This is a genomic window from Kitasatospora sp. NPDC053057, from assembly GCF_044546945.1.
Classification (GTDB): domain Bacteria; phylum Actinomycetota; class Actinomycetes; order Streptomycetales; family Streptomycetaceae; genus Kitasatospora.
The window spans coordinates 16,090-29,234 of record NZ_JBITZP010000036.1 but is presented as its reverse complement, the minus strand read 5'-3'; the positions used below and the strand labels follow the sequence as shown (position 1 = coordinate 29,234).

The following is a 13,145-nucleotide window of genomic DNA, read 5'->3' as shown; positions in this document are numbered from 1 at the left end:
GGTGCCCCCCCGGTCCATTTTTTCCCCCCCCCACGTGGGCCGCTGCCCCCCCCCGGGCCCCCCCGGCGCGGGCGGGGGGGGGGCGCGCCGCCCCCCCCCCCCGCCCCCCCCCCCCCCCCGCTTCCGCGTCCAGGAGACGTAGCTGCCCCTTGCCACACCGAGTACACGCTTTCCCCGCGCTGACGGAGGAAGCAGGACACCGGGCGCCGCGCTCCAGATCGAACGCTGGGCCGACGAGGACGCCGCCGAACCTGAAGATCCTCCACCCCTGAGCGGCGTGGCGCGGCTCCGGGTCCGCTTCGCACGACGGATCGACGGACGGCGCCGGTGCGCGGGCACCGGCGCCGTCTCCGCGTTCCTCCAGGCTCGGCGCCATGCCCATCTAGGACAGCGAGGAGGTCAGCGAGGAGGTCAGCGAAAGGGGTTGACGGCGCTCACGGGAGCGATAATATCTCTATCGAATCATTCAGAGCTCGAATCATTTGGGGTGTGTTTGATATGGGCGGGACTGCGACGGGCGCGCTGCCGAAGCCGCTGGTGATCGCCAACGCCGCTGCGGCGGCGTTGTCGACGGCCTCTTGCGCGGCCGGTTTGATCAACCCCGGGCTCGGGCTGCCGAAGGAGGAGCCGGTGACCGAGGACGTGCGGTTCTACGCAAAGGCGTACGCCGCCCGGGCGTTGCCGCTGGGGGCGGTACTGCTGCACCAACTGGTACGCGGGCGTGGCGGACCGGCGCTTCTGGCGGTGCTGCTGCTCGCGGGCGCTGTGCAGGCGGGGGATGCCGCGATCGGGGTGCGCACCCGCAACCGGGGGATGGCGCTCGGCGCCGGCGCGCTGGCGCTGCTGCACCTGGAGGCGGCGCGGCGGGTCGCCGGGCGTGTGCGATGACCGGGGTGCTGCGCATGGCCGACGACACGCTCGCCCTCCTGCTCGAACTCGCCGCCTACGCCGCTGCCGTGCGGTTCGGGCTCACCCGGCGGGCGGCCCGGCCAGCCCGCTGGGCGCTCGCCCTCGCCCTGCCGGCCGGGTACGTCGTGGTCTGGGCGCTGTTCGGCGCGCCGGGTGCGACGGTGCCGCTGCACGGGGTGGGCCGGGTGGTGCTGGACCTGCTCTGGTTCGGCAGTGCGGCCGTACTGATCTGGGCAACGGGCCTGCGCCGAACGGCGGTTGTCTTCGCGGTGGCCTACCTGCTGACCACGGCGGTGCACCTGATGCTGTGACAGGACGGACCGCTGCCCGATCCTGGACGTCCCCCTCGGCAACTTCACCAACGGAACGGCTCCGGAGCCCACTACCAGGGGACGGTCCGGCCGAAGCGGTCCAGGTACGCCAGGCCGGGGGTGCCCAGGCGGGAGAGCAGGACGTCCACCAGCAAGGGGACGGTCTCCTCGATGGTGAACGGCGCGTCCGGACCACCGAGGGCAGTGCGGATCCAGCCCGGTGCCAGGAGCACGAAGGCGCGCTGCGTGTCGCTCTGCCGGGCCGCGAAGCTCCGCAGGAACATGTTCAGGGCTGCTTTGCTCCCCCGGTAGACCTCTCGGCTGCCGGTCGTGTTGTTGGTGATGCTGCCCTGCCCGGAGGACATCGCCCCGATGAGTCCCGCCGGGGTCACCAGGTCTTCGAGGGCTTCGATGACGCGCATGGGGCTGAGCGCGTTGGTGACCATCACGTCGACGAAGTCGGCTGTCGTGACCGCCCCGATGGGCGTCTGCTCGTTGCTGGTGATGCCCGCGTTGACGAAGAGCACGTCGAGCCGGCGTTGCGCCAGGCGTTCGTGCAGCTGGGGCAGGCGGCCGGGGTCGTTGATGTCGAGGTGCTCGACGGCTACCCGCCCGTCGGCGTGGTCCGCGAGATCGTGCAGCGGCGTGCGGGCCGTGGTGTCGCGAACCGTGCCGACGACGTTCCACCCCCTGTCGAGGAACTCCGCCGCCATCGCGTGGCCGAGGCCGCGCGAGGCCCCGACGATGAGGGCGGTCGGTGGGTGCTGTTCGGTGCCAGTCGATGACATCCGGCGTCATCTCCGTTCTTCGAGCGTCGTACCCCGTGCGGGCATCGCCTCGAGTGTTCCGTCCGCACCGCACCCCGGGCGAGCCACGAGCGCTCGTTCGTAGGATTGCCGACATGACGAGGGGTCTCATGGCGGAATCCGCTGCAATACAGCCCGACGATGTGCGAATCATCCGGGCGCTGCAGATCGCTCCGCGGGCTTCGTTCGCCGCGATCGCGACCGCCCTCGGCCTGACCGAGGGGGCCGTCAACCGTCGGTACCGCCGCCTGCGCGCCGACGGTGTCATCCGCGTGGCCGGCGTGGTCAACCCGGGCGCCCTGGGGCAGAGCAGGTGGCTGGTGCGACTGCGCTGCCGCCCCGGCAGCGGCCCGGCGATCGCCGACGCGCTGGCCAAGCGTGACGACGTCAACTGGGTGGCCCTGAGCGCGGCGGGCTGCGAGATCACCTGCGCGACGCAGTCCCGGACGCGGGAACAGCGCGAGGACCTCCTGGAGCAGCGGCTTCCCCGTACGGCCGCGGTGATCGACATCAACGCCTTCGCCATGCTCCGTCAGTTCCTCGGCGGCCGTGGCCACTACTGGTCCGCCCTGCAGGGCACGCTCTCCTCGGAGGAGGAAGCGGCGCTGGGCAGCGGCGGGCCCCCTTTCACCGAGTCCCCGGTCGTCACCCGCGAGCCGCTGCGCCTCACCCCCGAGGACGAGAAGCTGCTCGATGCGCTCGCCGCGGACGGCCGCGCCGGTCTCGTCGACCTCGCCACCGCCGCCGGTCTCACTCCGGGACGCGTCTCGCGACGCCTCGACGCCCTGCTCCGGCACCGCGTCGTTCACATCGACGTCGAGATCGCCGCAGCGGCCCTGGGCTATCACGCTCGCGCGAACCTGTGGCTGCGCGTGCACCCGTCGGCGGTGAAGAGCGCGGGCCGCACGCTCGCGCAGGAACCCGAGATCGCCTTCGCCGCGGCCATCTCCGGGCCCTGGAACATCCACGCCGTCGCACACTGCCGGGACCTCGACGAACTGTTCGAGTTCACTTCGGACCGCATCGGATCCCTCGCCGGGCTGCAGAGCATGGAGGTCTCACCCGTGCTGAGGCACGTCAAGCAGGCCGGCACCCGGCTCCTCGGCGATCGCCTGGTCGAGCCGTCCGGCGCTCGCGCGCGACGCTGAGAGGCGAGCGCGCCGGCGACCTCGCGCGGCCCGGCGACGGCTGGGGTCTCCACCCTGGAGGCTGTTTGAGTGACTGGAGAGTCACGTTCTGTACGCAGACGCGCAGCGTGTGATGCGATGCCCACGTGAAATCCGAGGGTCGGACTCGGAAGCGACGCCCGCCCTGGATCCGTGGACGATCGAAGGGAAGCCCATGGTGCTCCGCGTGCTGGCCGCGACTGGTGTCGCTACGTCATTGTTCGGCTCGTCAGCCTTCGGCGGCAGCCCGTCCCCACCCCCGCCCCCGCCGCAGGACCGGATCGTCATCGACAGCGTGGCGGCCAGCGGTACCGGCTGCCCGGCCGGGACGGCCGCCGTGGCCGTGTCCCCTGACAGCACCGCCTTCACCGTCACGTACAGTAACTACCTCGCCCAGGTGGGGCCCGGGGCGGCGCCGACCGACTCCCAGAAGGACTGTCAGCTCAACCTGCGCGTGCACGTCCCGGGCGGCTTCACCTACGCGGTCGTGTCCGCCGGCTACAGGGGCTTCGCGTCGCTCGCGCCCGGTGCGTCCGCGACCCAGCGGGCCAGTTACCACTTCCAGGGCAACCCCCGCACCACCAAGTCGGCCCATCACTTCAAGGGCGGGTTCAACAACGACTGGCAGACGACCGACACCGTGGACGTCGCCGCCCTGGTCTTCGCCCCCTGCGGGGAGGAGCGCAGCCTCGACATCGACACCGAACTGCAGGTCGAGCGCGGCACGTCGAGCCCGAACGCCACCAGCTTCATGGAGATGGATTCGACGGACGGCAGGATCAACACCGTGTACCGCCTGGTCTTGCAGCAGTGCCAGTGATCTCCTGTCGCTGTGTCGGGGGTTTGACGTACGTTCGCCTGTCGACCACCAGGACGGGGATCCGGGTGCCGGCCTCATCGATCTCACCGGTGATCGCGCCGTCCCCGGTGACCTTCACGTCCCAGCCGGGCGTGCCTGCGGTGGGGGCACCCCTGTAGTTCACGACCGGGTCGGTGAACAGGCTCTGCACGGCGCGGTAGAACGGCGCCCGCTGCGCGGGGGGTATCTCCGGCTCCGGCGACGGCCAGGCCAGGTAGCCCGCGACGACGGCGAGGACGAGCGTGAGCAGTCCTGCCACCGGGAGCCACCGTCGCCGCCACCAGCTGCGGGGCGCGGGTCCGGGTGCGGGCGTGGGTGCGGGCGGACCGGCGGTGTACTGCCACGGATTGCTGTCGTTGATGCCGCTCACGGCTCATGTACCTCCGCGCATGGGCGTGCCGCCGCGGTGCACGCGGCCGACGTCATGTCAACTGCACTGTTCCACAGTGGACATGACGAAATCCGGCGATCGCGGAAGAGGAGCCCGTGCGTCAGCTCCCGGCGGCCGTCCCCCGGTGGCGGGCGAGCGGGGGGCGAGCCTGCTGGACGTGCTCCTTCTAGGGCGTCGGCGCTAGGGCGTCGGCGCTAGGGCGTCGGCGCTAGGGCGTCGGCGCTGTGAGGTAGCGCTGGATCGTGGGCCCGAGCCAGTCCACGATCTCCTCGCGGCCGAGCGCCACGCTCGCCGGGAACCGCAGCACGTAGCGCGTCAGCGCGAGCCCGAGCACGGTCGAGGCGCACAGCGCCGCCCGCGCCGGCGCCTGCTCCGGCTCGGGGCCCACCCGGCGGGCCAGCGGGATCAACTGCTCGCGCAGCACGCTCTGCATGCGCTCGGCGGCGGTCGGGTCGGTGGCGCCCACCCGCATCAGCGCGGTGAGCTCCTCGTTCTCCTCCCACAGGGTGAGGAAGTGGCGCACCAGCGTGCGGCCGATCTCCTCGCGCGCCTCGACCGGCAGGCCGGGCAGCCCGGGGTCGATCGAGACGGCCGCCGCGAAGAGGCCCGCCTTGTTGCCGTAGTAGCGCATCACCATCGACGGGTCGATCTTCGCGTCGCGCGCGATGGCCCTGATGGTCGCCTTCTCGTAGCCGTCCGCCGCGAACCGCTCGCGGGCCGCGGCGAGGATCGTGGCGCGGGTGGCGTCGGAACGCCGGGCGGCCTGCTGGTTCTCCGTGCTGCCGGTCATGCCAACAAATGTAGGCCAACACCTGTTGACAGTCCAGCGCCGACGGCTCTACTTTTGCCAACAAGCGTTGACCAACAAGCGTTGGCAAGGTCGCGGTCGTTGGAGGCCTGGTGCCACCGGCGATGGCCCTTGGGCGTCCGTCAGATCTCCTCGTGCCACAGGTGGTGAGCGTCGTGAGCGTCGCCGGATCCAGTACGGCGGTGCCGGCCTCAGTGCCGTGGGACGACCGACAGCGAGAGGAAGTACCGAGGATGGCCAAGCTGCAGAACCTGGACCCGAACACGCCGATGTTCGCGCAGTTCAAGGAAAAGACCGGGCCCATCGTCCTGGCCAACACCTTCGTCGTCCCGAAGGAGAGGGCAGAAGCGTTCCTGGCCCTCTTCCGGAGGCAGGCGGAGTTCATGAAGGCTCAGCCGGGATTCGTCTCCCTGCAGATGCACAAGGGAACGGCGGACAGCCGGCTTCTGATGAACGTCGCGGTCTGGGAGTCGACCGAGGCGCTCGCCACGGCGTTCGGCAGCCCGGAGTTCCAGCGCCTGGCGGCCGAGTCCCCCGACGACATCGTGTCGTACCCGCACATCTTCGAGCAGATCGACGTATGACACGGCGGCTGTAGCCGAGGGGGAGGGCAGCCGGAGAAGCCCTGCCCTCCCCCGGGGCACGCACCCGTGCACCAGCACCCCACGCCGGGTCACCGAACCCACCGAGCACCTCACCACGCGCAGCCCCGCACCTGAAGAGGAGTCACCATGCCCGTGGAACTGAACCACACCATCGTCCCCGCCCGTGACCCGCAGGCCTCGGCGCAGTTCCTGGCCGAGATCCTCGGTCTGAGCGTCGATCCGCCGGTGGCGCACTTCACGCCGGTCATGCTGGCCAACCAGGTCAGCCTGGACTTCGACCGGCTGGACGACTTCGAGCCGCACCACTACGCGTTCATGGTCGGCGAGCAGGAGTTCGACGCCGCCCTCGCCCGCATCCAGCACGGCGGGATCGCCCACTACGGCGATCCCGCATGCCAGCAGATCGGGCAGATCTACCACAGCAAGGGCACCGAAGGCCGCAGGGGCGTCTACTTCCACGACCCCGACGGACATCTCATGGAAATCCTCACCCCGGGCGGCGCCGGGTCGTGAGGCCGATGGCGGCCCGTCGGATCACGACTTCCAGGGCCTGCCTCCAATCGGTGCGGATCCAGATCTTCACCGCGGTCGCAGTCACGGCCGCCCGGCAGAACCGGGCGGCCGTGTCATACGCGCGCCGAGGCCACGCTGACCAGGCCCCATGGGGCTCACCAGGCTCACCAGTCTCACCAAGCTCACGAAACTCGCAAGGAGAAGAACGATGTCGCTGAAGAAGATCAACACCGTCCTGGCCGCCGCCTTCATCCTCTTCATCCTCTGGTTCGGGATGGAGTTCATCCTGAGCCCGGAGACGACGGCGCCGGGCTTCGGCCTGCCGAGCCGGCCGTCGGGCGACGGCGGCGGCTTCCTGATCATCAAGGGAATCCGCGACGTCGTCCTGGCCCTGGTCCTGGGCGTCCTGCTGGTGACGGGCCACCGCCGGGCGCTGGGCTGGGCGCTGCTGGTGGAGGCCCTCGCCGCGTACGGCGACATGACCACCGTGCTGGCCCACCACGGCTCCGTGGCCACCGCACTCGGCGTCCACTGCCTGACCGCGACGCTGATGGTGGTCAACGGCCTGCTGATGCTGCACGAGACCCGCGAGGTCGCGGCCGCTGCGGCGGCGCCCGCCCCGCGGCCCGCCTGATCCCGGATGTGGATGACCGGCGGCGGGCCTGCGGGTGATCTGTGTCGAGGGCGGGGCGGTCCGGCCGGTGACCGCGGGAAATCTGCGGTCATCGGCCGGGGGAGGCCCAGGTGCCTGCCGACCGCCGCCGCGAGAGGGTGATCGGTCGAGGGCACCGCCCAGTCCCGGCCATGGGTGTCGATGAGCGAGTCGCCGCCGGTCGCGGGTCGCTCGATCAGCCGATCGGTGGTGCGAGGTACTCCAGCGCATAGCCGTCGCCGGAGGGGACGACGCGGGCGATGCCGGGTGAGTCGAGGTGGGCGCCGGCTACGAAGTGGTGTGGTTGGGTCAGTTGTTCGAGGAGGGCCGCGCGCGCGGCGCGGGCCTGGGGCTGGTTGCCGTCGAGCTCCCAGGACACGTTCGGCTGATCGAACTGGAGCGCGGGAACGTGAACGGTGTCGCCCCAGACGAGAAGGTGGCCGGAGCCGCTCCTGACGTCGTAGACGGTGTGACCGGGAGTGTGGCCCGGTGTCGGGATCGCGGTGGTCCAGTCGTTGATCGCGACCTTCTCCGACACGGGTACGACCCGGTCGCGGATCGGTTCGAGCCGCCCCGTGAACACCGAGGTGTCGCCCGCGCCGATCCACACGCGTTCGAGTTTGGTGAACGCCTCTGAACCGTCCGGCGCGATCAGGCCGCTCACGTGGTCCTCGTGCTTGTGGGTGATGGCCACATCGGTGATGTGCGCGGGGTCGATTCCCGCTTCGTCGAGCGCGTCGTAGATCAGTCCCATGGTGGGGTCGTGCCAGGCGTTGGACGCGCCGGTGTCGATGAGGACCGACTGCGTGCCGTCGGTGACGAAGAAGGCGTTGACCGACAGCCGCAAGTTGTCGCCGGCCAGCGGGACGGCGGCCGGCAGCACATCGAGCGTGCGCCCGTCCTCGTCGCGGAGCCGGGTCGGCGGCATGTCGATGTATCCGTCTCGCAACGAGATCACCTGCAGGTCGCCGAATTCGAACGTGGCATGGTGCCGGCCACTCGAGATCAAACGCATGGAACCTCCGTCGTGTTGGGCGCGTTGGGGTCGTAGATCACCAGGTGAGAGGCGTGCAGCAGCACCAGGACTCGCTTGCCGACCAGACGGACCGGCACCGAGCAGCGGTTGGTGCGGACCGCGATCCGGCCGTAGCGGTCGACCCTCGGCGTGAACACCCGCCCGGTTTCGAACGGGTCCTCCGGCAGCGAGCGCCTGCGGCATGACCAGGCCTTTCACCAGGAGCACCCCCGATGCTGACCTGGCAAGTACCTCGCTGACGTCGAAACTCGTGAACATCACCCGTTCGTGGCTCGGGGTGGCTCCCACACTCGTGAACAACTGACGGGTCCCGGTCTGCACCGGCGAGCGCGTGATGGAGGAAGGCGACGAAGCGCATGTTGTCCTTCGTCCACCGAGATCGAGCGCCACCAAGCGCCGCACGACCTCACGTGGAGCCCGCACCGACGGAACTGGAAGGGCCTGGTCTTCTACCGGCCGTCCAGGACCACCGAGTACGTGCACATCGACGCCCTGTTCGGCGAGCCGGGCAAGAACACGATCGCGTACGACCCGAAGCTCGACGTCGACTTCACCCTGCTGCGCGAAGGGGATCTGAACGTCCTCGGCTTGGACCAGGCCGTGTGATGCCGGGTGCGGCCAGGAGCGGTGAGGCGGCGAGCAGCCCGGTGTGCGCGGGCCGGTGTCCGTACCGCGCCGGGTGCGCCCGCGGCGACGACGCGGGCGCCGAGCCGTCAGGCGGGCTGGACGGTGACGGTGCAGAGGCGCTTGGTGGCCCGGGTCAGGGCTACGTACAAGTCCCTTTCCCCACCCGGGCGGGCCGTGATGATTTCGTCGGGGTTCATGACGACGACCCCGTCGAATTCCAGGCCGCGTGCTTCGGACGCCGGCACGATGCGTGCGTGGTGAGCGATGCCCCGGGCCGTCAGCTCGCTCACCCTGGTGTCCGCGCAGATGACTCCCAGAAGCTCGCCCGGGTGCGCGGTGCTCTGGGCGCGGAGTTCCCGAACGACGGCGGTGACCAACCCGTCCGGAGGCGTGGTCACGGTGCGAGGGCTCTCACCGCTTCGCAGTGACCGTGTGGGCTTCTGGTCCGGAGCGATCCGCGTGAGCAGGTCCCGGACGCTCTCCAGGATCTCCTGCGTTGTGCGGTAGCTGACGGTCAGGTTGTGCAGTTTGAACCGCGGTCCGACGTGGGGGCTCAGCGCTTCCTTCCAGTCGCGTGCTGTCGCGACCGGGCCTGCCTGGGCGAAGTCACCCACCAGTGTCATCGCCCTTGCCGGGCAGCGGCGGACGATCATCCGCCACTGCATGGCGGTCAGTTCCTGCGCCTCGTCGACGACGACGTGCCCGTACGTCCGCTCGGGGGGGCCGTCGACCAGGCTCGCCGCCTCGTCCAGCAACGGCACATCGGCATCGGTCCACGGGTCGTCCGGACCGCGCAGCAGAAGGGACCGCTCCTGCGCGGTCAGGCGGGGCAGGCGCTCGGCGAGAGCGTCGGCGTTCGTCAGGAGCGCCTTCACGAGGTCACCGGGTACCAGCCGCGGCCACAACACCTCGACCGCTCGGTCGACGCCGGCGTCGTCGAGGAGATCGGCTCGGATGGCGTCCAGGTCCAGCTCGTGGACCGGCCCCGAGTCGGCCGCACCCTCGGCACGGCGCTGGTCGGCTCCCGTGAACCGGTCGAGGTCGATGCCCGTCATCCTTTCGGCATCGGCGTCGATCTGCTCCAGGAGGTCGCCCATGTCTCGTTGCATCGCGTCGGTGACGGCGTCGACCAGGAGCTCTTTGAACACCTGGCGCGCGGGGTTGTGCCCCGGCGCGGCTGCCCGGGCGGCGTCGCGTGCCGTGGCGACTTCCTCGCCGGAGAGGTGAACCCGTTCCTGTCCGACCCGCATGGTGAAGTCGCCGGCGGGGGCTTGGTGGACGCGCAGCAGGCCGGCCAAGGCGTCGGCGAGGTCGGAGCTGCCCTTGAGACGCGCCGTCTCGAACGGGTCCACCGTCTCCGCGGACACTCCGGCCAGTTCCCGGCAGGTCGCCAGAACGACGTCGTTCTCTCCGAGCGAGGGAAGGACCTGGGAGATGTAGTCGAGGAACCGGGCGTTCGGGCCCACCACCAGGACACCCTCCTCCGCGGCGCGCGGGAACGCGTACAGGACATAGGCCGCCCGGTGCAGGGCGACCACCGTCTTGCCGGTGCCGGGCCCGCCCTGCACCACGGTCACCCCGCGGTGGCCGGAGCGGACGATCTCGTCCTGCTCGGCCTGCAGCGTCGCGACGGCCGCGTGCATCCTGCCCGTACGCCGTGCCGACAGAGCCTCGGTCAACGGGCCGTCCCCCACGACGTCCTCGTCGGTCGGGGCGGTCCCGTCCAGCAGTTCGTCGCTCACCGAGATGACCGTGCGCTCCTCGAGGCGCAGGTGCCGGCGCCGCCGCAGGTTCATCGGGTGGACCGGTGTCGCCTCGTAGAAGGGCCGCGCCGCGTTCGCGCGCCAGTCCACGAGCAGAGGCAGGTCATCCTCCTCCCTCTGCAGTCCGATCCGCCCGATGCGCAGGGCCGTGCCATCCGTCCAGTCGATGCGCCCGAAGACCAGCCCCTTTTCGGCGCCCTCCAGCCGGCCGATTTCCTTGGCCAGACGCTCGGCGGCGATTTCTCTCTCGTATGCCTCACCGGCGCTTTCCGCCGGGGCCTTCAGCAAACTCGCTCGGTGTACTCGCGCCTCGGAAAGCCGCTCGGTGAGCAGCTCATACAAGGAGGACACATAATCCCGCTCCGAGTCAACCGCACGCACAGCGGGATCATTCATTTTCGACACAGGGGGCTCCTTCGATTCGAGCCACACCATACGGTCATAGTTCCCTGAAGATAAGTCTTGACTTACTTGGTGAAGCTATGGCCCCGCGACTGGATCCATGACGAGACGGCTGACCGTATGGCGCATCATGCATTCGGCCGTTCCGTATATCGCTGATTGCGCTCCCGAGGCCCGCCTGCCTTATGGGCGAGCCCGCCCTTGGATGCCGGCGATGTTTTGCCGCGTTTGGAAAAAGGGGGAAGATCCGGCGAGGCGACCGGCGTCATCGAATTCACTGCGAGGGAGCATCCGGTCGCTTCGTCCGGCGACCGGACCGAGGAGACGAGCACAGAATGCGTTAAGCCCTTCACCGAGGGTGACAGATAGCTGTGGCGGGCCGGCTGGCACCTCGTTGCGTGCTGGTTCAGGGCTGCTTGCGGGCCCAGCCATCCTCACCTTGCATCTGGCCAGCTCGATGTGAGGTTGGAATCTCTCAGGCCCTGGGGGGCGGCGCTTGCTCGTCGTGCGCGCCGTGACCGGCTGCGTGAGAATGAGAGGGCGTGAACGTTTGTTCGTCCTGCGTAGAGACTTGACACTTCTCGAAGGCAGCCGGCATGGACTTCTTCGATGCCGTGGTGGTCGGGTCGGGTTTCGGCGGCTCGGTCATGACGTCAAGATTGACGCAAGCAGGTTTGCATGTCTGCCTGCTCGAACGGGGCAAGGCGTACGCGCCGGGCACCTTTCCGCGCGGGCCGCACGTCACCGCCTCAAACTTCTGGGCCCCGGACCACGGGCTGTACGGCATGTTCGACGTGTGGAGCTTCTCGGAACTCGACGCCGTCGTATGCAGCGGACTCGGTGGCGGGTCACTGATCTATGCCAATGTCCTGCTGCGCAAACCCGAGAGCTGGTTCGCTCGCGACGACTCGGCAGCTGGAAGCGGTGAGTACTGGCCGATCAGCTACGAGGAGCTGGTTCCGCACTACGAGCGGGTCGAGAGGGCGCTGGTGGCCCAGCCCTACCCGGACAAGTACGAGCCCTACCGGAGCACGCCAAAAACCGTGGCGATGCGCGAGGCGGCGCAACGACTGGGCCTGGAGTGGGAGTTGCCCAACCTGGCCGTGACCTTCCACAACCCGGATCAGGATCCGGTGCCCGGGGTGCCCATTGAAGGCGGGGAGAAGAATCGGTACGGAGTTCCGCGCTACACCTGCCGGCTCGTCGGCGAGTGCGACCTCGGGTGCAATTTCGGCAGCAAGAACACGCTGGACCTGACGTACCTCAGCTCCCTGGAGCAGTATGACGCGGTGGTTCGCACCGGCTGTGAGGTGAAGTCGTTCGCGCCCACGCCCGGCGGGTTCGTGATCAATTATCTCGACCGGCGGGACGGGGAAACGGGGGTGACGGATCGCGCGGTACGGCGCGTCGTGCGGGCACGACGGCTGATTCTCGCGGCCGGAGCGCTCGGCACCCCCTATCTGCTGTTGCGGAACCGAAGCCAGTTTCCGGACCTCAGCCCGGCGCTCGGCACCCGCTTCTCGGGCAACGGTGACTTCCTGGGGTTCGTCTTCAACGCGCGGGAGAGGCATGGGGGTTGGGCGACGCCCCGACTGCTGAATCCCAGTTTCGGTCCGGTCATCACCAGCGCGATGCGCATGCCGGACCAGCTCGACGGTGGCAGTGGGCGCGGGTTCTTCATCGAGGACGCGGGATATCCGGACTTCGTCAACTGGCTGGTGGAGCAGAACGCCCTCACCGCCTCCACACACATGCTGCGCTTTCTGCTGCGCAGAGGCTGGTCCCGTCTGACCCGCAGCCCCAGGAGTGAGGTCGGCCGTCAACTGTCCGGCGCCGTGAGCAAGGGACTGTTCACCGCCACGTCGCTACCGCTGCTGGGCATGGGGCGGGACGTGCCGACCGGCAGGATGCGGCTGCGGGACGGGTACCTGGACCTGGACTGGGACACCGCCGCCTCGGACGCCTACTTCGGCCGGATGAACCGGACCATGCGCGAACTGTCCTCGGCATTGGGCGGATGCTACGCCTCCGATCCCCTGGCGTATCTCAACCGGCTCATCACTGTGCACCCGCTCGGTGGGGCTCCGATGGGCCGCACCCCGCAGGAGGGCGTGGTCAACTCCTACGGAGAGGTCTACGGCTGTCCGGGCCTGTCGATCGTCGACGGATCGATCATGCCCGGTCCGGTGGGCGCCAACCCCTCGCTGACCATCGCGGCGATCGCCGACCGCGCGGCCGACCACATCATCGACGGCTTCTTCGCCCGGAAGCGACGACCCCAAGGCGGTGACTGACGC

General features: G+C 69.6%; 15 protein-coding genes. 9 read left to right on the top strand and 6 right to left on the bottom strand.

What is annotated here, in order from left to right; all coding sequences use genetic code 11:
• Window positions 1-489 precede the first annotated feature (489 nt).
• Window positions 490-888, top strand: coding sequence for a hypothetical protein (locus tag ACIG5E_RS29760; protein WP_396538546.1), 399 nt, complete (start codon window positions 490-492; stop codon window positions 886-888).
• Window positions 889-902: 14 nt separating this feature from the next.
• Window positions 903-1,220, top strand: coding sequence for a DUF2568 domain-containing protein (locus ACIG5E_RS29755; RefSeq protein ID WP_396538544.1), 318 nt, complete (start codon window positions 903-905; stop codon window positions 1,218-1,220).
• A 71-nt stretch (window positions 1,221-1,291) separates the two neighbouring features.
• On the opposite strand, the gene ACIG5E_RS29750 is transcribed toward ACIG5E_RS29755, so the two are convergent.
• Complete coding sequence (locus tag ACIG5E_RS29750) at window positions 1,292-2,008, bottom strand: SDR family NAD(P)-dependent oxidoreductase (protein ID WP_396538542.1); 717 nt, start codon at window positions 2,006-2,008, stop codon at window positions 1,292-1,294.
• A 161-nt stretch (window positions 2,009-2,169) separates the two neighbouring features.
• On the opposite strand from ACIG5E_RS29750, the gene ACIG5E_RS29745 reads away from it, so the two are divergent.
• Complete coding sequence (locus ACIG5E_RS29745) at window positions 2,170-3,174, top strand: Lrp/AsnC family transcriptional regulator (RefSeq protein WP_396538540.1); 1,005 nt, start codon at window positions 2,170-2,172, stop codon at window positions 3,172-3,174.
• 193 nt (window positions 3,175-3,367) lie between these two features.
• Window positions 3,368-4,012: a DUF4360 domain-containing protein gene (locus ACIG5E_RS29740; protein ID WP_396538538.1), complete on the top strand. Its 645-nt coding sequence runs from the start codon at window positions 3,368-3,370 to the stop codon at window positions 4,010-4,012.
• Here the strand turns inward: ACIG5E_RS29740 and ACIG5E_RS29735 are convergent.
• Both ACIG5E_RS29735 and ACIG5E_RS29730 read right to left on the bottom strand, forming a co-directional pair.
• Window positions 3,972-4,421, bottom strand: coding sequence for a hypothetical protein (locus ACIG5E_RS29735; protein WP_396538536.1), 450 nt, complete (start codon window positions 4,419-4,421; stop codon window positions 3,972-3,974). The genes ACIG5E_RS29740 and ACIG5E_RS29735 overlap by 41 nt on opposite strands.
• A 229-nt stretch (window positions 4,422-4,650) precedes the next feature.
• Window positions 4,651-5,232: a TetR family transcriptional regulator gene (locus ACIG5E_RS29730; RefSeq protein WP_396538534.1), complete on the bottom strand. Its 582-nt coding sequence runs from the start codon at window positions 5,230-5,232 to the stop codon at window positions 4,651-4,653.
• A gap of 251 nt (window positions 5,233-5,483) precedes the next feature.
• Between ACIG5E_RS29730 and ACIG5E_RS29725 the strand changes: the two genes are divergently transcribed.
• From ACIG5E_RS29725 to ACIG5E_RS29715, 3 genes are all read left to right on the top strand, one after another.
• Complete coding sequence (locus tag ACIG5E_RS29725; protein ID WP_396538532.1) at window positions 5,484-5,834, top strand: antibiotic biosynthesis monooxygenase family protein; 351 nt, start codon at window positions 5,484-5,486, stop codon at window positions 5,832-5,834.
• 147 nt (window positions 5,835-5,981) lie between these two features.
• A complete protein-coding gene (locus tag ACIG5E_RS29720; protein WP_396538530.1) occupies window positions 5,982-6,368 on the top strand; it encodes a VOC family protein in 387 nt (128 codons plus the stop codon).
• A gap of 208 nt (window positions 6,369-6,576) precedes the next feature.
• On the top strand, window positions 6,577-7,002 hold the full coding sequence (locus tag ACIG5E_RS29715; protein WP_396538528.1) for a DUF4267 domain-containing protein: 426 nt from the start codon (window positions 6,577-6,579) through the stop codon (window positions 7,000-7,002).
• 214 nt (window positions 7,003-7,216) lie between these two features.
• On the opposite strand, the gene ACIG5E_RS29710 is transcribed toward ACIG5E_RS29715, so the two are convergent.
• On the bottom strand, window positions 7,217-8,035 hold the full coding sequence (locus ACIG5E_RS29710) for an MBL fold metallo-hydrolase (RefSeq protein ID WP_396538526.1): 819 nt from the start codon (window positions 8,033-8,035) through the stop codon (window positions 7,217-7,219).
• Entirely contained in the window at window positions 8,026-8,223 is a 198-nt protein-coding gene (locus ACIG5E_RS29705) for a Mu transposase domain-containing protein (RefSeq protein WP_396538634.1), read from the bottom strand. Before ACIG5E_RS29705 ends, ACIG5E_RS29710 begins: the two co-directional genes overlap by 10 nt.
• A 310-nt stretch (window positions 8,224-8,533) precedes the next feature.
• On the opposite strand from ACIG5E_RS29705, the gene ACIG5E_RS29700 reads away from it, so the two are divergent.
• Window positions 8,534-8,662, top strand: a complete 129-nt coding sequence (locus tag ACIG5E_RS29700; RefSeq protein WP_396538523.1) for a hypothetical protein — start codon at window positions 8,534-8,536, stop codon at window positions 8,660-8,662.
• Window positions 8,663-8,769: 107 nt separating this feature from the next.
• Here ACIG5E_RS29700 and ACIG5E_RS29695 read toward each other — a convergent pair whose 3' ends face one another.
• On the bottom strand, window positions 8,770-10,797 hold the full coding sequence (locus ACIG5E_RS29695) for a HelD family protein (protein WP_396538632.1): 2,028 nt from the start codon (window positions 10,795-10,797) through the stop codon (window positions 8,770-8,772).
• A 647-nt stretch (window positions 10,798-11,444) separates the two neighbouring features.
• On the opposite strand from ACIG5E_RS29695, the gene ACIG5E_RS29690 reads away from it, so the two are divergent.
• The gene (locus ACIG5E_RS29690) at window positions 11,445-13,142 is read left to right on the top strand and encodes a GMC oxidoreductase (RefSeq protein ID WP_396538521.1); all 1,698 of its coding nucleotides are present in this window, start codon (window positions 11,445-11,447) and stop codon (window positions 13,140-13,142) included.
• Window positions 13,143-13,145 lie beyond the last annotated feature (3 nt).

Bases quoted from the DNA above. Each gene is read 5' to 3' on its own strand.
- ACIG5E_RS29750 (WP_396538542.1), bottom strand. From the start codon at position 2,008: ATGTCATCGACTGGCACCGAACAGCACCCACCGACCGCCCTCATCGTC.
- ACIG5E_RS29690 (WP_396538521.1), top strand. From the start codon at position 11,445: ATGGACTTCTTCGATGCCGTGGTGGTCGGGTCGGGTTTCGGCGGCTCG.
- ACIG5E_RS29755 (WP_396538544.1), top strand. From the start codon at position 903: ATGGCCGACGACACGCTCGCCCTCCTGCTCGAACTCGCCGCCTACGCC.
- ACIG5E_RS29710 (WP_396538526.1), bottom strand. From the start codon at position 8,035: ATGCGTTTGATCTCGAGTGGCCGGCACCATGCCACGTTCGAATTCGGC.
- ACIG5E_RS29720 (WP_396538530.1), top strand. From the start codon at position 5,982: ATGCCCGTGGAACTGAACCACACCATCGTCCCCGCCCGTGACCCGCAG.
- ACIG5E_RS29715 (WP_396538528.1), top strand. From the start codon at position 6,577: ATGTCGCTGAAGAAGATCAACACCGTCCTGGCCGCCGCCTTCATCCTC.
- ACIG5E_RS29725 (WP_396538532.1), top strand. From the start codon at position 5,484: ATGGCCAAGCTGCAGAACCTGGACCCGAACACGCCGATGTTCGCGCAG.
- ACIG5E_RS29730 (WP_396538534.1), bottom strand. From the start codon at position 5,232: ATGACCGGCAGCACGGAGAACCAGCAGGCCGCCCGGCGTTCCGACGCC.
- ACIG5E_RS29740 (WP_396538538.1), top strand. From the start codon at position 3,368: ATGGTGCTCCGCGTGCTGGCCGCGACTGGTGTCGCTACGTCATTGTTC.